The organism is Pseudomonas sp. efr-133-TYG-103a (assembly GCF_030209235.1).
Lineage (GTDB): Bacteria > Pseudomonadota > Gammaproteobacteria > Pseudomonadales > Pseudomonadaceae > Aquipseudomonas.
The window spans coordinates 333,914-357,859 of the sequence record NZ_JARVSK010000001.1 but is presented as its reverse complement, the minus strand read 5'-3'; the positions used below and the strand labels follow the sequence as shown (position 1 = coordinate 357,859).

Below are 23,946 nucleotides of genomic sequence, written 5' to 3'. Positions count from 1 at the left end.
CCCACAGAGATCTCCGGGTATTCCCGAACTCTCCGGCCACACCCAACTCCCGTAGGAGCGCGCTTGCCCGCGAAGACTGACTTCCAGCCACTGCATCTCCACCGGACACGCCTGCTTCGCGGACAAGCTCACTCCCACAGGTGATGCGTACCTCCAATGCGTCGTCGCTGTCACATTCCCCCAACATTGCGTTGTTAGGTTCCTCTTTTGCCATTTGCTTGAGGGGGATAGAAATGACTCAGTTCGACCTGACCCGCCGCCGCATCATCCAGGCCGCCGGTGCCGGTCTGCTTTTACCGGGGCTGGCGCCTGCGGTGATCGCTTCGGTGAAAGACCGCCCGAAAATGACCGACGGCGTGCAGTCGGGTGATCTGCTTGGCGATCGTGCCATGGTCTGGAGCCGCAGCGATCGTCCGTCGCGGATGGTGGTCGAGTGGGACACGCGCAGCATGTTCACCCAGCCGCGCCGCGCGGTTTCGCTGCTCGCCGATCAGCGCACCGACTTCACGGCCCGCGTCGAACTCACCGGCCTGCCCACTGATCAAGCCATTTTCTATCGCGTGTTCTTCGAAGACGCCCAGACCGGCGTTGCCAGCGAGCCCTGGTTCGGTCATCTGCGCAGCGTGCCGCAGACGCGCCGCGACATTCGTTTCGTCTGGAGCGGCGACACCGTCGGCCAAGGCTTCGGCATCAATCCGGACATTGGCGGGATGCGCATCTACGAAGCCATGCGCCTGCGCTTGCCGGACTTCTTCATCCACAGCGGCGACACCATTTACGCCGATGGGCCGGTGCCTGCCGAAGTGGTCACCGAAGGCGGCAGGATCTGGCGCAACATCACCACCGAAGAAAAGAGCAAGGTTGCCGAGACCCTTGATGAGTATCGCGGCGCCTACCGCTACAACCTGATGGATGAAAACCTGCGCCGCTTCAACGCCGAGGTGCCGCAGATCTGGCAGTGGGACGACCACGAAGTGAGCAACAACTGGTCGCCAAGCAAGCAGCTGGATGACCGGTACAAGGTCAAGGACATTCAGTTGCTGGCCTCGCGTGGCCGCCAGGCGTTTCTCGAGTACGCGCCGATGCGTTTGCAGAGTGCCGACAACGGGGGCCGCGTCTATCGCAAGCTCAGCTACGGGCCGATGCTCGACGTCTTCGTGCTCGACATGCGCAGCTATCGCGACGGCAACGATGCCAACCTGGCCGACAAGCCCGGACCGACCACGGCCTTTCTGGGGCGTGAACAACTCGACTGGCTCAAGCGCGAATTGCAGGGTTCCACGGCGCAGTGGAAGGTCATCGCCGCCGACATGCCGATCGGTCTCGGCGTGCCGGACGGTGAGATCAGCCCCGGCGTGATGCGTTGGGAAGCGATCGCCAACACTGATAACGGCGCGCCCAAAGGTCGCGAGCTGGAAGTCGCGGAGCTGCTCGGTTTCATGCGTCAGCAGAAGATTCGCGACACCGTCTGGCTGACCGCCGATGTGCACTACTGCGCCGCGCATCATTATCATCCGGATCAGGCCGTGTTCCAGGATTTCGATCCGTTCTGGGAGTTCGTCGCCGGGCCGCTCAACGCAGGAAGTTACGGGCCCAATCCGCTGGACAAGACTTTTGGTCCCGAACTGGTGTTCCAGAAAGCGCCGCCTGCGCAGAACACGTCGCCCTTTGCCGGATTTCAGTTTTTTGGCGAAGTGAACATCGACGGTCGGAGCGGCGAAATGACCGTGACCCTGCGGGATCTGGATGGCGTATCGGTGTTCGAGAAGAAGCTCGTGCCTGCGCAGGTTTGAGTCAGGCGCTGAATGAATGGGTGAGGCCTTTGGAGTGAGCCAACGGTCTTTAACGCCGCCTTCGATCTACGGCCTTACACCCGACGCTTTCCCTGAAGCCGGTCCTACGAAAAGTTTGCGATCTGTAGGACCGGCTTTAGTCGGGAATAGGCCGGTGCATGCTGTGGAGATGCGCCGGCCCGGCGTCAGTCTTCGCAAGCTTGCTCACTTCCAAACTTCCAAACTTCCACACTTCCGCACGGGCCGATGTGACGGCTCCCTCCTGTGGTTGTACGATCACTTTGCAATTCTCGGTAACACTTAGCCGTTCCCTGGCCTATCATTAGCCACCTAACGACAGCTCAGGGTTTGGTGTGCATGCTGGCAATTTTTCTGGAAACCCTGAACATCACGGCTCCGGTCTTCGCGATGCTGTTTCTGGGGGTGCTGCTCAAACGGGTCGGATGGATCAACGACGGTTTCATCCATACCGCATCGGCGCTGGTGTTCAACTGCACGATGCCCGCGTTGTTGTTCCTGGGCATCATCCACGCGGACCTTCATTCAGCGCTGCAACCGGGTGTGCTGATCTATTTCATCGTGGCAACGCTCGCAGGCTTCGCGCTGGTCTGGGGCTGGGCGATTTATCGGGTGCCGTTCGTCGAGCGCGGGACATACACGCAAGGGGCCTTTCGCGGTAACAACGGCGTCATCGGCCTGGCGCTCGCCGCCAGCATGTACGGGGATTACGGCATCTCCCTCGGGGCGATCCTCGCTGCGCTGGTCATTCTCTTCTACAACACGCTGTCGACAGTGGTGCTGGCGGTCTACAGCCCGGTGATCAAGTCCGACCCGTGGAGCATCACCAAAAGTGTGATGGCGAACCCGTTGATCATCAGCATCGTCGCCGCCACGCCGTTCGCGTATTTTCAGATTCCGCTGCCCAAATGGCTCGACACCTCCGGCAGCTATCTGGCTCAGATGACATTGCCGCTGGCGCTGATGTGCATCGGCGGCACGCTGTCGCTCAAGTCGCTGCGGGAAAGTGGCGGGCTGGCGATCAGCGCCAGCATGATGAAAATGGTCTGGTTGCCGCTGGTGTGTACGCTGGGGGCATGGTTGCTTGGCTTCCGGCATGCCGAACTCGGAATTCTGTTTCTGTATTTCGGCGCGCCGACGGCGTCATCCAGCTTCGTGATGGTGCGCGCTGCCAACGGCAACCACGAGCTGGCGGCGTCGATCATCGTCATCACCACGCTGGCCGCCGCCGTGACGACTAACATCGGCATCTTCATCTTGCAATGGGGCGGCTGGATCTAGCGACTATCGCCGTCGCGGTGAAAAGTGGGCTTGCGCGCATGCGTCATGTCACGTGCCATGACGTTGCTTGATGCGCCGCAATTGTCGGAAGACCGCACAGCGCAAGCGCGCTCTCTGCTACGCCTGACCCGTTTCTCAATGCTGCCGACGCCAGGCCCTGAACGTACTGATCAGCACACCCAAGCCCAGCACCGGTAGCGCGTAGTGCACCATTAGCCGCTCAAGGCGTTCAGCCAGAGGCATACCGGTCGCGAACGAAACGATGTGCAGGCCGTAAACCGCGTACAGACCCAGCAGCAACAACCCTTCCAGCCGGGTGATCCGGTATCCCGAATAAAACAGCGGCAGGCACAGGAAGGCGACGCCGAGCATCACCGGCAGGTCAAAATCCAGCGCATTGGGCGAAATCGACAGGGGGCCGGACGAAATCAGCGCCGTCACCCCGAGCACGCCCAGCAGGTTGAACAGGTTGCTGCCGATGATATTGCCCACCGCGATGTCGCGCTCGCCGCGCAAGGCTGCGATCAGCGAGGTCATCAGCGCCGGCAGCGACGTCGCCACCGCAATGACGGTCAGGCCGATGACGCGCTCGGACAGGCCGAGATCCTCCGCCACCACCACGGCGGCGCCGACCAGCAGGTGGCTGCCCAGAATCAGCAGCGCCAGACCGCCGGACATCAGGGCCAGACGGCCGATGATCGGCCAGATCCGCCGGCGCGGCGCCGTGTCGGTGGCGGCGACATGACGTACGCCGTGGGCGAACTGGCGCAGCACGATAAACAGATAGCCCGCCATGCCCAGCAACAGCAGCACGCCATCCAGCGCGCTCAGCACGCCATTCCAGGCCAGCGCCGCGACCAGCGCCGTGGCGGCGATCATCAGCGGCAGGTCGACGCGCACCAGTTGTCGCGCCACGCGCAGTGGAATGATCAGCGCCGATAAACCCAGGGTCACCAGCACATTGAAGATGTTGCTGCCGATCACACTGCCCACCGCGATATCGGTGCTGTCAGTGAGCGCAGCCTGCAAACCGACCGCCATCTGCGGCGCGCTGCTGCCCAGCGCAATGACAGTCAGGCCGAGAAACAGCGGACGGGTTTTCAGCAGGGCAGCCAGCACCACGGCAGCCCGCACGGACAGCTCGGCGCCGATGATCATCAGCAGAAGGCCACAGACCAGCTCGATCAGCGTGGGCAGTGGCAGGTTGGAGAGGGCGAGAATTCAGGGCACCTGTCAGTCGTCGAGGGCTTGTACCCGCACTTGGGCGGTTCCGCTGCGCAGCATACCCAATTGTTCGGCGGCTGCACGCGATACATCGATCAGCCGCCCGCGCGTGTGCGGACCTCGATCATTGATGCGGACGACAACCTTGCGGTCGTTGTCCAGGTTGGTGACCTGTACGCGCGTGCCGAATGGCAGCTGGCGATGGGCGGCGGTCAGGGAATTCTGGTCGAAGCGTTCACCGCTGGCGGTGCGCTTGCCCTGGTGGCGAGAGCCGTAATAAGAGGCGCCGCCGGTGGCGTTGTAGCCGTGTGGATCGATGATGCTTTCACTGGCGCAACCGGCCAGCATGGAGAGCAGGGCGCATGTGCTGAGTAGCCGCCACATGGGTACAGTCCTTGATCGTTCCCATGCTCCGCGTGGGAATGCCGCGCGTGACGCTCCGCGTCACAAAAACGGACGCAGAGCGTCCGAGGATGTGTTCCCACGCGGAGCATGGGAACAATCGTGGAGTTTGGCCGGTCCCGACCAAGGAAGTTCCGGATCGGGTTGGTATGCGTCAACCTTCCAGCTTGCGCTTCAACAGCTCGTTGACCTGGCCTGGGTTTGCCTTGCCTTTGGAGGCCTTCATCGCCTGGCCGACGAAGAAGCCGAACATCTTGCCGCGCTTGGCCTCGTCGGCGGCGCGGTATTGTTCGACCTGCTCGGCGTTGGCGGCCAGCATGTCGTCAAGAATCGACTCGATGGCGCCGCTGTCGGTCACTTGCTTGAGGCCGCGTTTCTCGATGATCTCGTCCGCGCTGCCCTCGCCGTTTGCCATCGCCTCGAAGACCATCTTGGCGATCTTGCCGGAGATGGTGTTGTCAGTGATGCGCTGCAGCATGCCGCCCAATTGCTCGGCGCTGACCGGCGATTCGTCGATTTCCACGCCTTGCTTGTTCAGCAGCGAACCCAGCTCGACCATGACCCAGTTGGCCGCCAGTTTGGCGTCGCCTGCAATGCCGACCACTTTCTCGAAGTAGTCCGCCTGCTCGCGGCTGGAAGCCAGCACGCTGGCGTCGTACAGCGACAGACCGAACTGAGACTGGAAGCGCTCGCGCTTCTGCGGCGGAAGCTCCGGCAGGCTGGCGCGGGTCTGCTCCAGGAACGCATCTTCGATGATCACCGGCAACAGGTCAGGGTCGGGGAAGTAACGGTAGTCGTTGGCTTCTTCCTTGCTGCGCATGGCGCGGGTTTCGTTGGTGTTCGGGTCGTACAGGCGCGTTTGCTGAATGACCTTGCCACCGTCTTCGATCAGGTCGATCTGACGCTGGATTTCGCTGTTGATCGCTTTCTCGATGAAGCGGAACGAGTTGACGTTCTTGATCTCGCAGCGGGTGCCGAACTCGACCTGGCCTTTCGGGCGGACCGAGACGTTGCAGTCGCAGCGCAGCGAACCTTCGGCCATGTTGCCGTCGCAGATGCCCAGATAGCGCACCAGCGCGTGCATGGCCTTGACGTAGGCGACCGCTTCCTTGGCCGAACGCATGTCCGGTTCGGAAACGATCTCCAGCAGTGGCGTGCCGGCGCGGTTCAGGTCGATACCGGTCATGCCGCTGTAGTCTTCGTGCAGGCTCTTGCCGGCGTCTTCCTCAAGGTGGGCGCGCGTCACGCCGATGCGCTTGATGGTGCCGTCTTCAAGGGTGATGTCCAAGTGACCCTTGCCGACGATCGGCAATTCCATCTGGCTGATCTGATAGCCCTTCGGCAAGTCCGGATAAAAGTAGTTCTTGCGGGCAAACACGTTGTGCTGGCCGATTTCGGCATCGATGGCCAGGCCGAACTTGACCGCCATCTGCACGGCTTCCTTGTTCAGCACCGGCAGCGTGCCCGGCATGCCCAGGTCGACGAGGCTGGCCTGGGTGTTGGGCTCGGAGCCGAACGTGGTGGCGCTACCGGAGAAAATCTTCGATTGGGTGGTGAGCTGGGTGTGAATCTCCAGCCCGATGACGACTTCCCATTGCATGTGTCTTCTCCTTAGAAGCCTGCAGGTGAACGCAGATGCCAGTCAGTGACTTGCTGATATTGATGAGCGACGTTCAGCAGGCGGCCTTCCTGGAAGTACGGCGCCAGCAATTGCACACCCACTGGCAGACCGTCGGCAAAACCGGCGGGCATCGACAGGCCAGGCAGGCCGGCCAGGTTGGCGGTGATGGTGTAGAAGTCTTCCAGGTATTCAGCGATCGGGTCGGCATTCTTGGCGCCGATCTTCCAGGCCGGGTTCGGCGTGGTCGGGCCCAGGATGACGTCGACGTCCTTGAATGCGTTCATGAAGTCGTTTTTGATCAGGCGACGGATCTTCTGCGCCTGCAGGTAGTACGCGTCGTAGTAACCGGCGGACAGCGCGTAAGCACCCACCATGATCCGGCGCTGCACTTCAGGCCCGAAGCCTTCGCCGCGGGAGCGTTTGTACAGGTCGGTCAGGTCTTTCGGGTCTTCGCAGCGATAGCCGAAGCGCACGCCGTCGAAACGCGAGAGGTTGGAAGAGGCTTCCGCTGGGGCGATCACGTAGTAAGCAGGAATCGCGTGCTGCAGGTTCGGCAGGCTGACTTCCTTGACCACGGCGCCGAGCTTTTTCAGCTCCTCGACGCTGGCCATGACCAGATCGGCGATGCGCGAATCCAGACCGGCGCTGAAATATTCTTTCGGCACGCCGATGCGCAGGCCTTGCAGCGAGCCATTCAGGCCGGCGCTGTAATCAGGCACCGGCTCATCGATGCTGGTGGAATCGTTGATGTCGAAGCCGGCCATGCCTTGCAGCAACAGCGCGCAGTCTTCAGCGGTACGCGCCATCGGACCTGCCTGATCCAGGCTGGACGCATAAGCGATCATGCCCCAGCGCGAGACGCGGCCATACGTCGGCTTCAGGCCGGTGAGGTTGGTCAGCGCGGCGGGCTGGCGAATCGAGCCGCCGGTGTCGGTGCCAGTCGCGGCAGGCAACAGGCGAGCAGCAACGGCCGCGGCCGAACCGCCGGACGAGCCACCGGGTACGTGTTCGAGGTTCCACGGGTTTTTCACCGCGCCGTAGTGGCTGGACTCGTTGGCCGAACCCATGGCGAATTCGTCCATGTTGGTCTTGCCCAGCGTCACGGTGCCGGCAGCGGCGAGCCTGGCAACGACCGTGGCGTCATAAGGCGCCTTGAAATTGTCGAGCATTCTGGACGCGCAACTGGTGCGGATGCCCTTGGTGCAGAACAGATCCTTGTGCGCCAGTGGAGCGCCCAGCAATGCGCCGGTCTCACCTGCGGCACGCCGGGCGTCAGCGGCCTGGGCCTGGGTGATGGCCAGGTCTTCGGTGACAGTAATGAAGCTGTTGACCTTGGGGTCCTGCTCAGCGATGCGCTGCAGCAGGCTGCGGGTCAGTTCTTCGGAAGAAAACTTTTTATCGGCGAGTCCGCGAGCGATCTCTGCCAGAGTCATTTGATGCATTGCAGGCTCATTCCCTTAGTCGATGACTTTCGGAACCAGATAAAGGCCGTCTTGGACCGCTGGTGCGATGGCTTGATAGGAATCGCGGTGATTGGCTTCGCTGACCGCGTCTTCACGCAGGCGTTGCGACGCTTCAAGCGGGTGCGCAAGGGGTTCGATACCGGTAGTGTCGACTGCTTGCATCTGGTCGACCAGCCCGAGAATGCTGTTCAGTGCTTCGGTAGTACGCGGGATATCGGCGTCATTGAGGCCCAGTCGGGCCAGATGAGCGATTTTTTCCACGTCGGAGCGATCAAGCGCCATGGGGTTCTCCAGTGGAATGCGCACGGAATGAGCCGTACGTCAGATTGCGGAACACTACGCCCTTCAGACGGTCATAAGGCCGCGATCGTCGAGGGTAGCGCTCGGAAAAACAGCCAATTTAGCATATTGGCTCCTTGCCCAAAATCCCTGTCGTTGTTAGAGTTTGCCGCACTTTTTTACCCACGCGTTCCCTAGGGTCCCTTTCCCATGTTCAAGAAACTGCGTGGCATGTTTTCCAGCGATCTTTCCATCGACCTGGGCACTGCCAACACCCTTATTTACGTGCGTGAGCGCGGTATCGTCCTGAACGAGCCATCGGTTGTGGCCATTCGGACCCACGGAAATCAGAAGAGCGTTGTTGCTGTCGGGATGGAAGCCAAGCGTATGCTGGGCCGTACCCCGGGCAACATCGCTGCCATTCGTCCGATGAAAGACGGCGTGATCGCCGATTTCAGCGTGTGCGAAAAAATGCTCCAGTACTTCATCAATAAAGTGCACGAAAACAGCTTCCTGCAACCCAGTCCTCGCGTGTTGATCTGCGTTCCTTGCAAATCCACCCAGGTCGAGCGCCGCGCCATTCGCGAATCCGCTCTGGGTGCCGGTGCACGTGAAGTCTTCCTGATCGAAGAGCCCATGGCTGCCGCCATCGGTGCCGGTCTGCCGGTCGAAGAGGCCCGCGGCTCGATGGTCGTGGACATCGGCGGTGGTACCACTGAAATCGCCCTGATCTCGCTCAACGGTGTGGTGTACGCCGAATCCGTACGTGTTGGCGGCGACCGTTTCGACGAAGCGATCATCACTTACGTGCGTCGCAACTACGGCAGCCTCATCGGCGAATCCACCGCTGAGCGCATCAAGCAGGAAATCGGTACGGCCTATCCGGGCGGCGAAGTGCGTGAAGTCGACGTTCGTGGCCGTAACCTGGCCGAAGGCGTGCCACGTGCCTTCACCCTGAATTCCAACGAAGTGCTGGAAGCGTTGCAGGAATCTCTTGCGACCATCGTTCAGGCCGTCAAGAGCGCGCTGGAGCAGTCGCCTCCTGAACTGGCTTCGGACATCGCCGAGCGCGGTCTGGTGCTGACCGGCGGCGGCGCGTTGCTGCGCGATCTGGACAAGCTGCTGGCTCAGGAAACCGGTCTGCCGGTCATCGTTGCCGAAGACCCGCTGACCTGCGTTGCGCGCGGCGGTGGCCGTGCGCTGGAAATGATGGACAAGCACACCATGGACCTGCTCTCCAGCGAATAACTCGCCGGAAACGCTACCATGATGAGCGTAACGGGCGGCACTTAACGGTGCTGCCTGTTCGTGTCCGACCTGTTGACGTCCTGCTGTTGTATTGAAGGCGCGATGCTGCAAGTCTGACACCCTGTACTTCCATCAATCCGCACCAGGCCGGTTTCATGTCGCATGAATAAGCACAGCCAAACACAAGCATCCCTGGAAGGAGCGGCCTATTAAACCGCTTTTCTCAAAGGGCCCGTCGCTGGGCGTTCGCCTGTTGGTGCTGGTCGTCCTGTCCGTGGCCGTCATGGTCGTGGATGCACGCTTCACGCTGCTCAAGCCTGTTCGCAGTCAGATGTCGCTGGTGCTGATGCAGTCCTACTGGATCGCCGATCTGCCGGAGCGTTTGTATCAGGGTGTTGCCAGTCAGTTCGGCAGCCGCACCGAGCTTGCCGCCGAAAACGAAAAACTCAAGACCGAGAACCTGCTGTTGCAAGGCCGCCTGCAAAAACTGGCTGCCCTGACCGAGCAGAACGTGCGCCTGCGCGAGTTGCTGAACTCCTCGGCATTGGTCAACGAAAAAGTGGAAGTGGCCGAACTGATCGGCATGGACCCCAATCCCTTCACCCACCGCATCATCATCAACAAAGGTGAGCGCGACGGCGTTGTGCTGGGCCAGCCGGTGCTCGATGCGCGCGGGCTGATGGGGCAGGTTGTCGAGTTGATGCCGTATACCTCGCGCGTTCTGCTGCTGACCGACACCACCCACAGCATCCCGGTGCAGGTCAATCGCAACGGCCTGCGCGCCATCGCCAGCGGGACCGGCAATCCGGAGCGTCTGGAACTGCGCCATGTGGCGGACACCGCGGACATCAAGGAGGGCGACCTGCTCGTCAGCTCCGGTCTGGGGCAGCGCTTCCCGGCGGGCTATCCCGTGGCAACGGTCAAGGAAGTGATTCACGATTCCGGTCAGCCGTTCGCCATCGTTCGCGCGGTGCCGACAGCGGCGTTGAATCGCAGCCGTTATCTGTTGCTGGTGTTTTCCGATGGGCGCTCGCCGGAAGAGCGCGCCGCCGACGCTGCCCAGCAGCAGGAATCGCTGGACCGTCAATCCGCCGATCCGTCGGCCGTGCCGTCGGCGACGGTGCCGGGTGCTGCACCTGCCGCCACACCGAACAAGCCAGTGGTTCCGGCCACGGTGCCCAAGCCCGCGGCTGCGGGGCACGGCACCTCGGCTGCACCCGCCAGTGCGACCCCTCCGGCTGCAGCGCCGGCCACGGCCCCGGCGGCAACGTCCGCCAAGCCGCCGGCCAGCAAACCGCCCGCAAAACCTGCGACCAAGCCTGCGGCGCCTAAACCGGCCGCGCCCGCCGCTGCGCCTGCAGCGCCCCGCGAGAGGGAAGAATAATGGCTCGTCACGCTCCGGCCAGAAACGGCTGGGTGGTCTGGCTGACCTTCGTCATCGGCCTGCTGCTCAGCGTTTCGCCGCTGCCGCAATTCATGGAAATCTTCCGCCCGCTGTGGCTCGCGCTGCTGTTGGCGTTCTGGGCCCTCGCGCTGCCGCACAAGATCGGTATGGTGACCGCCTGGATGCTGGGTCTGGCCGAGGATGTGCTGTACGGAACGCTGCTTGGGCAGAATGCCCTGATTCTCACGCTGATCACGTTTTTGGTGTTGTCGCTGCAGCAACGGTTGCGCATGTTCCCGATGTGGCAGCAATGCCTGGTGATTCTGGTGATTTTCGGCCTCGCGCAACTGGTGCAGCTGTGGCTAAGCGCGCTGACCGGCAACCGTCAGCCGACGCTTGCGCTGGTGCTGCCGGCGTTGGTCAGCGCATTGCTGTGGCCGTGGGTCAGTTACGGCCTGCGCGGGCTACGCTTGCGCTTGAAGATCAACTGAAACAGCAGATTGCGCGCAGCCTCCTGTGGGAGCGATGTCTCAGAGCAAGCGTCACCTGTTTTCACGCAACGCCTAAGCTGAAGATCACTGACACGGAGACGTCCCATGCCCCAACTTCTTCTCGCTTCTGGCTCCCCGCGTCGTCGTGAGTTGCTGACGCAGATCGGCGTGCCGTTCAAGACCCTTGGCACCGACATCGACGAAACCCCGCTCAAAGACGAAACCCCCGCCGCCTACGTCGAGCGCCTTGCTCGCGGCAAGGCCGATGCCGGTCTGCTGCAGCTCGCCAACGATCCCGCTTACTCGACGGCTTGCGTCCTCGGGGCCGACACCGCCGTGGTGCTCGATGGGCGGATTCTCGGCAAGCCTGCGGACGAAACCGAGGCGCTGGCCATGCTCGCGGCACTTTCCAATCGCGAACACGATGTCCTGACCGCCGTCGCCGTGGTGGACGAGCAGCATTGCGAAACCCGCGTGGTCAGCAGCCGCGTGCGGTTCCGTCCCATTTCCGAGCAGGAAGCGCGGGCATACTGGGCCAGCGGCGAACCTTGCGACAAGGCCGGCAGTTATGGCATCCAGGGACTGGGCGCCGTATTCGTCGAGAACCTCAGTGGCAGCTATTCCGCAGTGGTGGGTCTTCCGTTGTGCGAAACCGCAGAAATGCTTCAGCGTTTCGGCATACCCTGTTGGCAATGTCTGGAAGGTGACACGCCATGAGTGAAGAGATTCTGATCAACATCACGCCGATGGAGTCGCGCGTGGCCGTCGTTGAGAACGGGGTTTTGCAAGAGGTTCACGTCGAACGGACCCAGCGTCGCGGTATCGTCGGCAACATCTACAAAGGCAAGGTCGTGCGCGTGCTGCCTGGCATGCAGGCGGCGTTCATCGACATCGGTCTGGACCGCGCTGCGTTCATTCATGCATCGGAAATCTCCATGCGTGAAGGGCCGGCCGTCGAAACCATCAGTTCGCTTGTCCATGAAGGTCAGAGTCTGGTGGTGCAGGTCACCAAAGACCCGATCGGCAGCAAGGGCGCACGGCTGACGACCCAGTTGTCGATCCCGTCCCGCTATCTGGTGTACATGCCTCGCACAGCCCACGTCGGCATTTCCCTGAAGATCGAAGACGAAGCCGAGCGCGAACGTCTTAAGCAGGTCGTCAGCGACTGCGTGGCCAAAGAAGGCATCAAAGAGAAGGGCGGGTTCATCCTGCGCACGGCAGCAGAAGGCGCCGGCGCGGACGAAATCATGATGGACATCCGCTATCTGCGTCGCTTGTGGGACCAGATCGGCGAACAGATCAAGACCATCAGCCCCGCCAGCGTGATCTATGAAGACCTGGGCCTCGCGCTGCGCACGCTGCGTGACCTGGTCAGCCCCAAGATCGAAAAGATCCGCATCGATTCCCGCGAAACCTTCCAGAAGACCACCCAGTTCGTCGATGAGCTGATGCCCGAAATCGCCGATCGCCTGGAGCACTATCCGGGCGAGCGGCCGATCTTCGATCTGTACGGTGTCGAAGACGAAATCCAGAAAGCCCTGGAGCGCAAAGTGCCGCTCAAGTCCGGCGGTTATCTGGTGATCGATCCGGCCGAGGCCATGACCACCATCGACGTCAACACCGGCGCCTTCGTGGGGCATCGCAACCTCGAAGAAACCATCTTCAAGACCAATCTGGAAGCGGCCACCGCCATTGCCCGCCAACTGCGCCTGCGTAATCTGGGCGGCATCATCATCATCGATTTCATCGACATGGAGGATGGCGAGCATCAACGGCAGGTCCTGCGCACGCTGGAGAAACAACTCGAGCGCGATCATGCCAAGACCAACATCATCGGCATCACCGAGCTTGGACTGGTGCAGATGACCCGCAAGCGCACCCGCGAAAGTCTTGAACAGGTGCTCTGCGAGCCGTGCGTCAGTTGCCAGGGACGGGGCAAGCTGAAAACCCCGGAAACCATCTGCTACGAGATATTCCGTGAGATTCTGCGTGAAGCGCGGGCCTATCAGGCGCTGGGTTATCGAGTGCTGGCCAACCAGAAAGTGGTCGATCGTCTGCTCGACGAAGAGTCAGGCAATGTGGCCGAACTGGAGGTGTTCATCGGCAGGACCATTCGTTTTCAGGTCGAGACCATGTATTCCCAGGAACAATACGACGTTGTACTGCTCTGATTCTGCGCTAAACATGGTGTGAAGCCCCGCGCAGACGCGTGCGCGGCAGTCAAAATGAGAACCTGGCCAGAGAGGCCGACGGCATGGATGCCCTTCAAAGAGAATCTTGCGTGGCAAATGAGCACCTCCCGGACATCACAACATCTGCACCGTTGAGCCAGACGCCACGTGTAAGCTCGCTGTGCGGAGGCTCGGCGGCATGGAGCGTCTGACCCGGTTTTTCGCGGTGCTGACCCGCTGGGGACTGAGCCTGTGCGCCCTGGTGGTCGTGCTTATTGCGTTGTACGTCAGCGTCGGCCGCGAGCTGGTGCCGATGGTGGCCGAGTACCGCGCCGACGTCGAAACCAAGGCGCAGGCCGCGTTGGGCATGCCGATCAGCGTCGGACGCCTGGAAGGCAGCTGGAGCGGGTTTGCGCCGGTGTTCGTCGCGCGCGACGTGATGATCGGGCAGGGCGCCAGCGCGGTGCGTCTGGATCATGTGCGGGCAGTGCCTGATCTGTGGGCCAGCATCACCGCGCGGGAAGTGCGCCTGGCGCGCCTCGAACTCGACGGGCTGCAGCTGGGCCTCAAGGAAGACAAGGACGGACACTGGGCGTTGCAGGGCCTGCCGGTGCAGGATGACAAGCCGTTCGATCCGGAACAGGTGCTGACCCAGATGCAGATGATCGCTCAGCTGTCGTTGTTCGACAGCCAGATCACGCTGCAACCCTACGACCAATCCCCGTTGACCCTCACTTATGTCAGCCTGAGCCTCAAGACCGGCAGTCTGCATCAGCGGCTGGACGCGCGCATGACCTTGCCTGACGGCCAGCCGCTGTCCATGAACGTGCGGTCAAAAGTGCGCGCACATGAATGGCGCGATGGCGAAGCCGAGGCGTATCTGAGCCTGCCTCAGAGTGACTGGTCGCACTGGCTGCCGAAAAGCCTGACCCGCGACTGGAAGATCAACACGCTCAAGGCCGGCGGCGAGTTCTGGATGACGTGGGGCAAGGGCACGCTGCAGACCGCCGTCGCGCGGTTGAACGCACCCCGGTTCAAGGGCGCTTTCGCGGATCGCAAGCCTTCGACCATCGACAATCTGGCGCTCAATGCCTGGTTTCAGCGTGACGACAAGGGTTTCAATGTCGCGGTTAATTCGCTGGCGATGGACCTGGACAGCAAGCGCTGGGAAAGCCGCCTTCAGCTACAGCAGACCGCCGCCACCGCCGACAGTCAGGAGCTGTGGCACGTGCAGGCGGACCGCGTCGACCTGACACCGATCACGCCACTGCTCGATTCGCTGGCGCCGCTGCCCGACAAACTGATGGTGGCGCTCGACCATCTTCACTTCACCGGCGGCGTGCGTAACCTGCTGCTCGACTATCGCCCGCAGGCGGAAGGGCCGAAGCGGGTAAGCTTCGCCGCGAACCTGGACAAGCTGGGTTTTGACGCCTATCACGGGGCGCCAGCGGCAGGAAATGTCAGCGGCGCGATCAGCGGTGATCTCGGTCAGGGCGAACTGAGGCTGAACACCGATGACTTCATGCTGCACCTGGACCCGATCTTCAAGAACGAATGGAAGTACCGCCACGCCGAGGCGCGCCTGACCTACGCGCTCGACGATCAGGGTTTCACCTTGATCGCGCCGTACATCAAAGTGCTTGGCGATGAAGGAAAGATCGCGAGCGATTTTCTGATTCGGCTGCACTTCAACCACGATCAGGAAGACTACATGGACCTGCGCGTGGGCATGGTCGACGGCGATGGCAAATACACCTCCAAATACCTGCCCGCGATGCTCAATCCGGGCGTCGATCAATGGCTGCGCACGGCGGTCCTGAGCGGCGACGTCAAAGAAGGTTTTTTCCAGTATCAAGGCTCGATCAATCATGACGCGGCCGATGTCGCGCGTGTGATCACGCTGTTCTTCAAGGTGCAGAATGCCAACCTGGCGTTCCAGCCTGGCTGGCCGCAGCTGACGGGCGTGGACGGCAATGTCTTCGTGGAAAACAGCGGCGTGCGCATCCGTGCCAGCAAAGGGCAATTGCTTGGCACGCAGGTGCGCAACGTGGCCGTGGATGTCCCGCATGTACCCGCCGGACAGACCAGCCATCTGTTGGTCAACGGTGATTTCGACGGCAGCTTGCAGGATGGCATGAAGATTCTGCAGGAGGCGCCGATCGGCACCGGGCAGACCTTCGCGGGATGGCAGGCCGAAGGGCCGCTGCAAGGCCACATCAATCTGGATGTCCCGCTGGTCAAGGGGCAGGAGCCCAAGGTGGCCGTGGACTTCACCACTGACGGCGCTCGTCTGAAGCTGGCTGATCCGGTGCTGGAGCTGACGCAGCTCAGAGGCAATTTCCGTTTCGACTACGCCAAGGGGCTCAGCGGCAAGAGCATCAAGGCGGTGGCGTTCGACAAACCGGTGAACGCCGAGATTTTCGCCGAAGGTAAACCGGGTGCGCCGGTGACGCGGATCACCGCCAGCAGCCAGATCGCAACCAAACGTCTGACCGACTGGCTGGGCGTCACTCAGCCGTTGCCGGTCTCGGGCGAGCTGCCGTATCAACTGCAAGTCCTGCTCAACGGCGCTGACAGCCAGTTGCTGATCAATTCCAATCTGAAAGGCCTCACGGTCGACCTGCCGGCGCCCTTCGGAAAAACCGCCGATGACACCCGCGACACGGACCTGCGCATGAACCTGCAGGGTCCTGAACGGCGAATCAGCGTGGGCTACGGCAATCTGGCGAATCTGGCCTACGCTGCGCCTGCGGGCAAGCTGGCCGATGGCCGTGGCGAATTGTTCCTCGGTGAAGGCGGCGCCATCGTTCCGGACAGCAAAGGGCTGAGAGTCCGTGGCTCACTGTCGGAACTGGACATCGCCCCGTGGCAGGCCATGGCCGAGCGCTACGCAGGCAACGATCCCGGCGGCAGCGCCAAGCAATTGCTCAGTGGCCTCGATCTGCAGATCGGCAAGCTGACGGCGATGGGCACGACCCTCGATCAGGCCAATGTGCAGCTCAAGCGCAGCGACACCAGTTGGGGGCTGTCGCTGGACAGCACGAAGATCAAAGGCACCGCGACCTTGCCCGACAGCAAAGCCACGCCGATCGATATCAATCTGCTCTACGTGCGCCTGCCAGCGCCGGATCCCAACGCGGCGGTGGTCGAGAACGCGCCGGATCCGCTGGCCGATGTCGACCCGCGCAAGATCCCGGCGATGAACATCAAGGTCACGCAGTTGTTTCAGGGCGACCAACTGGTCGGCGCCTGGTCGCTCAAAGTGCGTTCTACGCCAACGGGCATTCAACTCAATGATATGAATCTGGGCCTCAAAGGCATGGCCTTGTCGGGCAACGGCGGCTGGGAAGGCGCGCCCGGCAGCACCGGCAGCTGGTTCAAGGGCCAGGTGACCGGCAAGAATCTGGCCGACGTGCTCAAGGCGTGGGGTTTCGCGCCCACTGTCACCAGCCAGGAATTCGAGATGAATGCCGATGGCCGCTGGCCGGGTTCGCCTGCCTGGGTTGGCCTGAAACGCTATTCCGGCAGCCTCGACGCCACGCTCAAGAACGGTCAGTTCGTCGAGGTGGAGGGCGGCGCCCAGGCGTTGCGGGTGTTCGGCCTGCTCAATTTCAATTCCATCGGTCGCCGCTTGCGTCTCGATTTCTCCGATCTGCTCGGCAAGGGCCTGGGTTACGACCGGGTGAAAGGTTTGCTGGTGGCCAGCGACGGGGTGTATGTCACGCGTGACCCGATCACGTTGATCGGGCCATCGAGCAATCTGGAGCTCAACGGTACGCTGGACATGGTTCGGGACCGGGTCGATGCCAAGCTGCTGGTGACGCTGCCGGTGACCAACAACCTGCCGATTGCCGCATTGATTGTCGGTGCGCCGGCCATTGGTGGCGCGCTGTTTCTGGTCGACAAGCTGCTGGGCGATCGCGTCGCGCGCTTCGCCAGCGTGCAATACAAGGTCGAAGGGCCGTGGAAAGAGCCTAAAATCACGTTCGATAAGCCGTTCGAGAAACCGCAGTAATCACAGTGCAGTGGTAGAGCGCCCGACGCTTTCTCGGATACAAAGCCGCTCTTGGCAGTAGGACCGGCTTCAGCCGGGAAGGGGTAGGGCAGTTACGATGAAACCGAGCGTCCGGGCGAGCTCATCGACTTTGCTTGGAGTACAGTGCAGTTCTATCGATCAAGGAGCGCCTATGTCCTTCGCGGTGATTCAGATGGTCAGCCAGAGCGATGTCGAGGGCAATCTGGCTCAGGCTCGCGGGCTGCTGGAGCGCGCGGCGGCGTCCGGCGCAAAGCTGGCGGTGCTGCCGGAAAACTTCGCCGCCATGGGCCGGCGCGATATTGCAGCCATTGGCCGTGCCGAGGCTTTGGGCGAAGGTCCGATCCTGCCATGGTTGAAACGGGCCGCTCGCGACCTCAAGTTATGGATTGTCGCCGGGACACTGCCGCTGCCGCCCGAAGGTCAGCCTGACGGCAAGGTGACGGCGTGTTCGCTGTTGGTCGATGACCGGGGTGAACAGGTGGCGCGCTACGACAAGCTGCACTTGTTCGACGTGGACGTGGCCGATGCTCGCGGGCGTTATCGCGAATCCGACGATTACGCCCACGGCAGCCATGTGGTGGTGGCCGATACACCGGTTGGCAAATTGGGCCTGACGGTCTGTTACGACCTGCGTTTCCCGGAGCTGTACACCGCGCTGCGCGAAGCCGGGGCTGAATTGATTACCGCGCCATCGGCCTTCACGGCCGTCACTGGCGCGGCGCATTGGGAGATCCTGTTGCGCGCGCGAGCCATCGAGACTCAGTGCTACCTGCTGGCGGCGGCGCAAGGCGGGGTTCATCCAGGACCCAGGGAAACATTTGGACACGCGGCGATCATAGATCCATGGGGCCGCGTGCTGGCCGAGCAGGCACAGGGTGAAGCCGTGCTGCTGGCCGAACGAGACAGTCAAGAGCAAGCGTCCATCAGGGCGCGAATGCCGGTAGCGAATCACCGGCGATTTTTTTCGCAGGACGCCTTGCGGCCTGCCAACACCCCGGAGTGAATATGAGCGACTTGTCCTCAGTCAGCGAACACCTTCTGGCGCCAGGCGGCCTGAGCATCGACAGCCTGCAATCAGTGCTGGGAGAGCTTGCCGGTCCAGGGATCGACGCGGCCGACCTGTATTTCCAGGGCCAGATTTCCGAGTCGTGGGCTCTGGAAGATGGCATCGTCAAGGAAGGCAGCTTCAACCTCGACCAGGGTGTCGGCGTGCGTGCGCAGTCGGGTGAAAAAACCGGTTTCGCCTACAGCAACGCCATCACGCCGGACGCGCTGAGCCAGGCGGCCCGCGCTGCCCGCTCGATATCCCGCGCCGGGCAGAATGGCCGGGTTCAGGCGTTCACCTCTCAAGATGTTGCCCAGCTGTACGCACCGGATAACCCGCTGGAAGTGATGACGCGGGCCGAAAAGGTCGAGTTGCTCAAGCGTGTGGACATCGCGACCCGGGCGCTCGACCCGCGCATCCAGCAGGTGTCGGTCAGCATGGCCGGTGTCTGGGAACGCATCCTCGTGGCCTCGACCGATGGCAGCCTGGCCGCGGACGTCCGCCCGCTGGTGCGTTTCAACGTCAGCGTGATCGTCGAGCAGAACGGCCGACGCGAACGTGGTGGCCACGGCGGCGGCGGGCGTACCGATTACCGCTATTTCCTCAGCGAAGACCGTGCGATGGGCTATGCCCGCGAAGCGTTGCGTCAGGCGCTGGTCAATCTGGAAGCCATCCCGGCGCCAGCTGGCACGCTGCCGGTGGTCTTGGGTTCGGGCTGGTCCGGCGTGCTGCTGCATGAAGCGGTCGGTCATGGTCTGGAAGGTGACTTCAACCGCAAGGGCAGCTCCGCGTACAGCGGCCGAATGGGCGAAATGGTCGCTTCCAAGCTCTGCACCATCGTCGATGACGGTACGCTGGCCGGGCGTCGCGGCTCTCTGAGCGTGGACGACGAAGGCACGCCGACCGAATGCACCACGCTGATCGAGAACGGTGTGCTCAAAGGCTATATGCAGGACAAGCTCAACGCTCGTCTGATGGGTGTCGCGCGTACCGGCAACGGTCGCCGCGAGTCCTATGCGCACCTGCCGATGCCGCGCATGACCAACACTTACATGCTCGGTGGCCAGAGCGATCCGGAAGAAATCATCAAGTCAGTGAAGAAGGGTATCTACTGCGCCAATCTGGGCGGCGGTCAGGTCGACATTACCAGCGGCAAATTCGTGTTCTCCACCAGCGAGGCCTACCTGATCGAAGACGGCAAGATCACGGCGCCCGTCAAAGGCGCGACCCTGATCGGTAACGGCCCGGAGTGCATGAGCCGGGTGTCGATGGTCGGCAACGATCTGTCGCTGGACAGCGGCGTGGGCACGTGCGGCAAGGACGGCCAGTCGGTGCCGGTCGGCGTGGGTCAACCGACGCTGAAGATCGATGCGATCACCGTGGGTGGCACGGGCGGATAAGGTTTGGAACTGTAGGAGCGCGCTTGCCCGCGATTGTGGCGTGTCAGCCACCCCATCTGTCACAGACAGATCGCATTCGCGGGCAAGCGCGCTCCTACGGGCTTAGCGAAGGCCGCGCTTGGTTTCGTCCAGTTCGCGGATGTATTTGAAGATTTTGCGGGTCGCGGTCGGGGCCTTGTTTTGCTTGGCCTCATGCTGAGCCTGGCGGATCAGCGAACGCAATTGCTGACGGTCGGCTTCGGGGTATTCATTGACGAACTGCTCGAGCACCTCGTCAGTACCGGACACCAGGCGATCGCGCCAGCGTTCCAGATTATGAAAGCGCTCGTTGTACTGGCGCGTGGAGGCGTCGAGCTGATCGAGCAGCACCAGGATTTCATCTAGGTTCTGATCGCGCATCAGCCGGCCAATGAATGAAATATGGCGTTTGCGCGCGATGTGCGCGGTGTGCTTGGGAGCATCGGCCAGCGCCCGACGCAACTCGTCGGTAAGAGGCAGCTTGGCCAGCACATCGGGCTTGAATGTCGTCAAGCGTTCGCCCAGATCCACCAGAGCGTGAAGCTCTTTTTTGATCTGGGTTTTGCTTTTCTCTCCGTCGAAGGAGTCGTCGTAAGAATCAACCATGGGGGACGTCCGCAAATAAACGCCGCCATGATAACCAGTCAGGGGCCTGTTGTCCGGCCCAGTCGGTATTCGGTATCTGCCGAAATCAGAATTTGATGGAGAAAGTCATGAGTGCATCAGAAAGCGTCGGCCCACAGGCCTTGCCGGCACTGCAACAACAGGTCGAGCAGATCGTCGCTGAAGCCCGGCGCCAGGGCGCGACGGCGTGTGAGGTTGCCGTTTCGCTGGAGCAGGGCTTGTCTACTTCGGTCCGCCAGCGCGAAGTCGAGACGGTCGAGTTCAACCGGGACCAGGGCTTTGGCATCACCTTGTACGTCGGCCATCGCAAAGGCTCGGCCAGCACTTCCGCCAGCGGCCCGGATGCCATTCGTGAAACCGTTGCCGCTGCGTTGGCCATCGCCAAGCACACCTCGGAAGACGAAAGCTCGGGTCTGGCCGATGCCGCGCTGATGGCCAAGGAGCAACCGGATTTCGATTTGTTCCACCCTTGGGACATCAGCCCCGAACAGGCCATCGAGCGCGCACTGATCTGTGAAGCGGCGGCATTCGACGCCGACAGCCGGATCAAGAACGCCGACGGCACGACGCTCAACGTGCATCAGGGCTGCCGCGTGTACGGCAACAGCCACGGTTTCATCGGCGGCTATGCCTCGACCCGTCACAGTCTCAGCTGCGTGATGATCGCCGAAGGCGAAGGCCAGATGCAGCGCGATTACTGGTACGACGTCAATCGTCAGGGCGAACTGCTGATGGACGCAGCCCTCATCGGCAAGAAGGCCGCCGAGCGCGCGGCCAGTCGGCTGGGCGCGCGTCCCGTCCCCACCTGCGAGGTGCCGGTGCTGTTTTCGGCGGAGCTGGCAGGCGGGCTTTTTGGCAGCTTCCTCGGCGCGATCTCGGGCGGCAATCTGTATCGCAAGTCGTCTTTCCTCGAAGGCGCGATCGGTCAGCGGCTGTTCCCGGAGTGGATGACCATCGACGAGCGTCCGCATCTGATGCGTGCCATGGGCAGTTCGGCGTTTGACGGTGACGGCCTTGCGACCTACGCCAAACCGTTCGTCGAGAACGGCGATCTGGTGTCGTACATCCTCAGCACGTATTCGGGCCGCAAACTGGGCCTGCCGAGCACCGCCAACGCGGGTGGCGTGCACAACCTGTTCGTCTCCCACGGCACTGAAGATCAGGCGGCTCTGATCCGCCGCATGGGACGCGGCCTGCTGGTCACCGAGCTGATGGGCAGCGGCCTGAACATGGTCACCGGCGACTATTCACGCGGCGCCGCGGGTTTCTGGGTCGAAAACGGCGAGATCCAGTTCCCGGTCCAGGAAGTGACCATCGCCGGCAACATGAAGGACATGTTCAAGCAGATCGTCGCTGTGGGCAGCGACCTCGAACTGCGCAGCAACATTCGCACAGGGTCCGTACTGATCGAGAAAATGACCGTCGCGGGGAGCTGATATTTCCTGCGTTGCCAGCGTCATCCAAAGGCCTGCTCCGATTTCGGTGCAGGCCTTTTTTTGTGTATTCGCCCCCATCGCGCTCGCTGTAGGCAGCACCGGTTTTCCCGCCGTTTGCGTGACAAGCCACGCTGCTGCCCGTCCACCTGCGCATCCACACTGCGAAACGTCGGGGTTGTTTTGATTCTCGAACTCATTTAATAATGAATATCATTCGCTAAATGAGCCTCGGTCATGGGTACTGTTCTGCACGAGTCGCCTCACCTGGAAAACTGGCGTGCGTTGAGTCTGCGGATTCGCTGTGCCCTTGATCCCGACGAGCCTCGTGTCATTCAGCATTACCTGGCCGAAGGCCGTTATCTGGCACGTTTTACGGCAACGCCCCAGGCGCTGATCGTCGAAAGCACGTTCCGTCTGCTGATCGATACCGCCCGCGACACTGCGCTGCCATGGCACTGGCGCTGCCTGTGTCTGGATCAGGCCTGGCGTCCGCTCCACGACATGCAGGCCCTCTCGCATTCCTCTAATCAGCGCCAACGCTGGCAGGCCTTCGCCCATCAACTGGCGACCTGCGTGTTGCTGCCCTCGATTTCTCTCGCTGAACTGATGCAAGGATCCACCGATGAGTAATACCCGTATCGAACGCGACAGCATGGGCCAACTTGAGGTCCCGGCCGAGGCCCTGTACGGCGCGCAGACCCAGCGTGCGGTGAACAACTTCCCCGTCAGCAAGTTGCGCATGCCTGGCCAGTTCATCCGAGCGCTGCTGCTGGCAAAGGCCGCTGCCGCCCAGGCCAACCTTGAACTCGGGCAGATTTCCGAAGGGCAGAGCAAGGCCATCTTCACCGCCTGCAAAGACCTGCTGGCCAGCGATTACATGACACATTTTCCCGTCGATGTTTTCCAGACCGGCTCGGGTACCAGCACCAACATGAACGCCAACGAGGTGATCGCCACGCTCGCCAGCCGGGTACTGGGTGAACCGGTCAACGCCAACGATCACGTCAACTGTGGTCAGAGCAGCAATGACATTATCCCGACGACGATTCACGTCAGCGCCGCCTTGGCGATTCACGAGCAACTGCTCCCGGCGCTGGCGCACCTCATTCAGGTGATCGATCAGAAAGCCGTGCAGGTTCATCCGTTCGTCAAGACCGGCCGTACTCACCTGATGGATGCCATGCCAGTGCGCATGAGCCAGGTGCTCAATGGCTGGGCGCAGCAAATCAAAGCCAACGTCGAGCACCTTGAAAACCTGCTGCCAAGTCTGCAGGCGTTGGCCCAAGGGGGTACGGCGGTAGGCACGGGCATCAATGCGCACCCGGAGTTCGCCTCGCGTTTCGCCACGCACCTGAGCCGCTTGAGCGACGTCGGCTTCGTGCCGGGCAAGGACCTGTTCGCCCTGATCGGTTCCCAAGACACGGCAGTGGCCGTTTCCGGCCAGCTCAAGGCAACCGCCGTGTCGCTGATGAAAATCGCCAACGACCTGCGCTGGATGAACTCCGGCCCGCTGGCCGGCCTGGGTGAGATCGAGCTCGAAGGCCTGCAGCCGGGCTCTTCGATCATGCCGGGCAAGGTCAATCCGGTGATTCCGGAAGCCACCGCGATGGTCGCCGCACAGGTCATCGGCAACGACGCGACGATCACTGTCGCTGGCCAGTCGGGCAATTTCGAGTTGAACGTGATGCTGCCGGTCATCGCTCACAACCTGTTGCAAAGCATCGAGCTGCTGGCCACCTCCAGCCGCCTGCTGGCCGACAAGGCCATCGCAACCTTCAAGGTCAACGAGGCCAAGCTCAGGGAAGCGCTGTCGCGTAATCCGATTCTGGTGACGGCGTTGAACCCGATCATTGGCTATCAGAAAGCCGCCGAGATCGCCAAGACCGCTTACAAGGAAGGTCGCCCGATCATCGACGTCGCGCTGGAGCACACCGATCTGGACCGCGCTCGGCTGGAAACCCTGTTGAACCCGGAAAAACTCACTGCCGGCGGGATCTGACCGTCTGCTACCG

Annotated in this window: 19 protein-coding genes; 13 read left to right on the top strand and 6 right to left on the bottom strand. The window is 61.9% G+C overall.

Going from position 1 to position 23,946, the window contains the following annotated elements; translation table 11 throughout:
• Positions 1-233: 233 nt before the first annotated feature.
• Positions 234-1,793 carry an alkaline phosphatase gene (locus QRN36_RS01650; protein ID WP_285422528.1) on the top strand — a complete coding sequence of 520 codons (1,560 nt, stop codon included), beginning with the start codon at positions 234-236 and terminating at the stop codon, positions 1,791-1,793.
• 357 nt (positions 1,794-2,150) lie between these two features.
• Positions 2,151-3,092 carry an AEC family transporter gene (locus tag QRN36_RS01645; RefSeq protein WP_285422527.1) on the top strand — a complete coding sequence of 314 codons (942 nt, stop codon included), beginning with the start codon at positions 2,151-2,153 and terminating at the stop codon, positions 3,090-3,092.
• A 135-nt stretch (positions 3,093-3,227) separates the two neighbouring features.
• Here QRN36_RS01645 and QRN36_RS01640 read toward each other — a convergent pair whose 3' ends face one another.
• The 5 genes from QRN36_RS01640 to gatC form a co-directional block, all read right to left on the bottom strand.
• The gene (locus QRN36_RS01640; protein WP_285422588.1) at positions 3,228-4,280 is read right to left on the bottom strand and encodes a calcium/sodium antiporter; all 1,053 of its coding nucleotides are present in this window, start codon (positions 4,278-4,280) and stop codon (positions 3,228-3,230) included.
• A gap of 45 nt (positions 4,281-4,325) precedes the next feature.
• Complete coding sequence (locus QRN36_RS01635) at positions 4,326-4,700, bottom strand: septal ring lytic transglycosylase RlpA family protein (RefSeq protein ID WP_093462832.1); 375 nt, start codon at positions 4,698-4,700, stop codon at positions 4,326-4,328.
• Positions 4,701-4,872: 172 nt separating this feature from the next.
• Positions 4,873-6,318: an Asp-tRNA(Asn)/Glu-tRNA(Gln) amidotransferase subunit GatB gene (gene gatB, locus QRN36_RS01630; protein ID WP_093462835.1), complete on the bottom strand. Its 1,446-nt coding sequence runs from the start codon at positions 6,316-6,318 to the stop codon at positions 4,873-4,875.
• 11 nt (positions 6,319-6,329) lie between these two features.
• On the bottom strand, positions 6,330-7,781 hold the full coding sequence (gene gatA, locus QRN36_RS01625; protein WP_285422526.1) for an Asp-tRNA(Asn)/Glu-tRNA(Gln) amidotransferase subunit GatA: 1,452 nt from the start codon (positions 7,779-7,781) through the stop codon (positions 6,330-6,332).
• A gap of 15 nt (positions 7,782-7,796) precedes the next feature.
• Positions 7,797-8,084 carry an Asp-tRNA(Asn)/Glu-tRNA(Gln) amidotransferase subunit GatC gene (gene gatC / locus QRN36_RS01620; RefSeq protein WP_093462841.1) on the bottom strand — a complete coding sequence of 96 codons (288 nt, stop codon included), beginning with the start codon at positions 8,082-8,084 and terminating at the stop codon, positions 7,797-7,799.
• 207 nt (positions 8,085-8,291) lie between these two features.
• Here gatC and mreB point away from each other — a divergent pair, with 207 nt between their 5' ends.
• The 8 genes from mreB (at position 8,292) to tldD (ending at position 19,856) form a co-directional block, all read left to right on the top strand.
• Positions 8,292-9,329, top strand: coding sequence for a rod shape-determining protein MreB (gene mreB, locus QRN36_RS01615; protein WP_020292894.1), 1,038 nt, complete (start codon positions 8,292-8,294; stop codon positions 9,327-9,329).
• A 238-nt stretch (positions 9,330-9,567) separates the two neighbouring features.
• Positions 9,568-10,713 (top strand): rod shape-determining protein MreC, encoded by a 1,146-nt coding sequence (mreC, locus tag QRN36_RS01610; protein WP_342655861.1) that lies wholly within the window; start codon positions 9,568-9,570, stop codon positions 10,711-10,713.
• A complete protein-coding gene (mreD, locus tag QRN36_RS01605; RefSeq protein ID WP_037012599.1) occupies positions 10,713-11,204 on the top strand; it encodes a rod shape-determining protein MreD in 492 nt (163 codons plus the stop codon). The genes mreC and mreD overlap by 1 nt, the downstream gene beginning before the upstream one ends.
• A 105-nt stretch (positions 11,205-11,309) precedes the next feature.
• A complete protein-coding gene (locus QRN36_RS01600; protein ID WP_285422525.1) occupies positions 11,310-11,921 on the top strand; it encodes a nucleoside triphosphate pyrophosphatase in 612 nt (203 codons plus the stop codon).
• On the top strand, positions 11,918-13,375 hold the full coding sequence (gene rng / locus QRN36_RS01595; protein WP_285422524.1) for a ribonuclease G: 1,458 nt from the start codon (positions 11,918-11,920) through the stop codon (positions 13,373-13,375). The genes QRN36_RS01600 and rng overlap by 4 nt, the downstream gene beginning before the upstream one ends.
• 199 nt (positions 13,376-13,574) lie before the next feature.
• Positions 13,575-17,390, top strand: coding sequence for a YhdP family protein (locus QRN36_RS01590; protein ID WP_285422523.1), 3,816 nt, complete (start codon positions 13,575-13,577; stop codon positions 17,388-17,390).
• A gap of 172 nt (positions 17,391-17,562) precedes the next feature.
• On the top strand, positions 17,563-18,414 hold the full coding sequence (locus tag QRN36_RS01585) for a carbon-nitrogen hydrolase family protein (protein WP_285422522.1): 852 nt from the start codon (positions 17,563-17,565) through the stop codon (positions 18,412-18,414).
• Positions 18,415-18,416: 2 nt separating this feature from the next.
• Positions 18,417-19,856: a metalloprotease TldD gene (tldD, locus tag QRN36_RS01580; protein ID WP_093462859.1), complete on the top strand. Its 1,440-nt coding sequence runs from the start codon at positions 18,417-18,419 to the stop codon at positions 19,854-19,856.
• A 102-nt stretch (positions 19,857-19,958) separates the two neighbouring features.
• On the opposite strand, the gene yjgA is transcribed toward tldD, so the two are convergent.
• Positions 19,959-20,480: a ribosome biogenesis factor YjgA gene (yjgA, locus tag QRN36_RS01575; RefSeq protein ID WP_093462861.1), complete on the bottom strand. Its 522-nt coding sequence runs from the start codon at positions 20,478-20,480 to the stop codon at positions 19,959-19,961.
• Positions 20,481-20,587: 107 nt separating this feature from the next.
• Between yjgA and pmbA the strand changes: the two genes are divergently transcribed.
• The 3 genes from pmbA to QRN36_RS01560 all read left to right on the top strand — a co-directional run bounded on the left by pmbA (position 20,588) and on the right by QRN36_RS01560 (position 23,933).
• Positions 20,588-21,934, top strand: coding sequence for a metalloprotease PmbA (gene pmbA / locus QRN36_RS01570; RefSeq protein WP_285422521.1), 1,347 nt, complete (start codon positions 20,588-20,590; stop codon positions 21,932-21,934).
• 234 nt (positions 21,935-22,168) lie between these two features.
• Positions 22,169-22,564 (top strand): FagA protein, encoded by a 396-nt coding sequence (locus QRN36_RS01565; RefSeq protein WP_285422520.1) that lies wholly within the window; start codon positions 22,169-22,171, stop codon positions 22,562-22,564.
• Positions 22,557-23,933, top strand: coding sequence for a lyase family protein (locus QRN36_RS01560; protein ID WP_285422519.1), 1,377 nt, complete (start codon positions 22,557-22,559; stop codon positions 23,931-23,933). Before QRN36_RS01565 ends, QRN36_RS01560 begins: the two co-directional genes overlap by 8 nt.
• Positions 23,934-23,946 lie beyond the last annotated feature (13 nt).

What these genes read in the sequence shown, in the direction of transcription:
- QRN36_RS01565 (WP_285422520.1), top strand. Translation starts at nt 22,169, where the DNA reads ATGGGTACTGTTCTGCACGAGTCGCCTCACCTGGAAAACTGGCGTGCG.
- pmbA (WP_285422521.1), top strand. Translation starts at nt 20,588, where the DNA reads ATGAGTGCATCAGAAAGCGTCGGCCCACAGGCCTTGCCGGCACTGCAA.
- yjgA (WP_093462861.1), bottom strand. Translation starts at nt 20,480, where the DNA reads ATGGTTGATTCTTACGACGACTCCTTCGACGGAGAGAAAAGCAAAACC.
- tldD (WP_093462859.1), top strand. Translation starts at nt 18,417, where the DNA reads ATGAGCGACTTGTCCTCAGTCAGCGAACACCTTCTGGCGCCAGGCGGC.
- QRN36_RS01585 (WP_285422522.1), top strand. Translation starts at nt 17,563, where the DNA reads ATGTCCTTCGCGGTGATTCAGATGGTCAGCCAGAGCGATGTCGAGGGC.
- QRN36_RS01645 (WP_285422527.1), top strand. Translation starts at nt 2,151, where the DNA reads ATGCTGGCAATTTTTCTGGAAACCCTGAACATCACGGCTCCGGTCTTC.
- QRN36_RS01560 (WP_285422519.1), top strand. Translation starts at nt 22,557, where the DNA reads ATGAGTAATACCCGTATCGAACGCGACAGCATGGGCCAACTTGAGGTC.
- QRN36_RS01635 (WP_093462832.1), bottom strand. Translation starts at nt 4,700, where the DNA reads ATGTGGCGGCTACTCAGCACATGCGCCCTGCTCTCCATGCTGGCCGGT.
- gatC (WP_093462841.1), bottom strand. Translation starts at nt 8,084, where the DNA reads ATGGCGCTTGATCGCTCCGACGTGGAAAAAATCGCTCATCTGGCCCGA.
- gatA (WP_285422526.1), bottom strand. Translation starts at nt 7,781, where the DNA reads ATGCATCAAATGACTCTGGCAGAGATCGCTCGCGGACTCGCCGATAAA.
- QRN36_RS01600 (WP_285422525.1), top strand. Translation starts at nt 11,310, where the DNA reads ATGCCCCAACTTCTTCTCGCTTCTGGCTCCCCGCGTCGTCGTGAGTTG.
- mreD (WP_037012599.1), top strand. Translation starts at nt 10,713, where the DNA reads ATGGCTCGTCACGCTCCGGCCAGAAACGGCTGGGTGGTCTGGCTGACC.
- gatB (WP_093462835.1), bottom strand. Translation starts at nt 6,318, where the DNA reads ATGCAATGGGAAGTCGTCATCGGGCTGGAGATTCACACCCAGCTCACC.
- mreB (WP_020292894.1), top strand. Translation starts at nt 8,292, where the DNA reads ATGTTCAAGAAACTGCGTGGCATGTTTTCCAGCGATCTTTCCATCGAC.
- QRN36_RS01590 (WP_285422523.1), top strand. Translation starts at nt 13,575, where the DNA reads ATGGAGCGTCTGACCCGGTTTTTCGCGGTGCTGACCCGCTGGGGACTG.
- QRN36_RS01650 (WP_285422528.1), top strand. Translation starts at nt 234, where the DNA reads ATGACTCAGTTCGACCTGACCCGCCGCCGCATCATCCAGGCCGCCGGT.
- rng (WP_285422524.1), top strand. Translation starts at nt 11,918, where the DNA reads ATGAGTGAAGAGATTCTGATCAACATCACGCCGATGGAGTCGCGCGTG.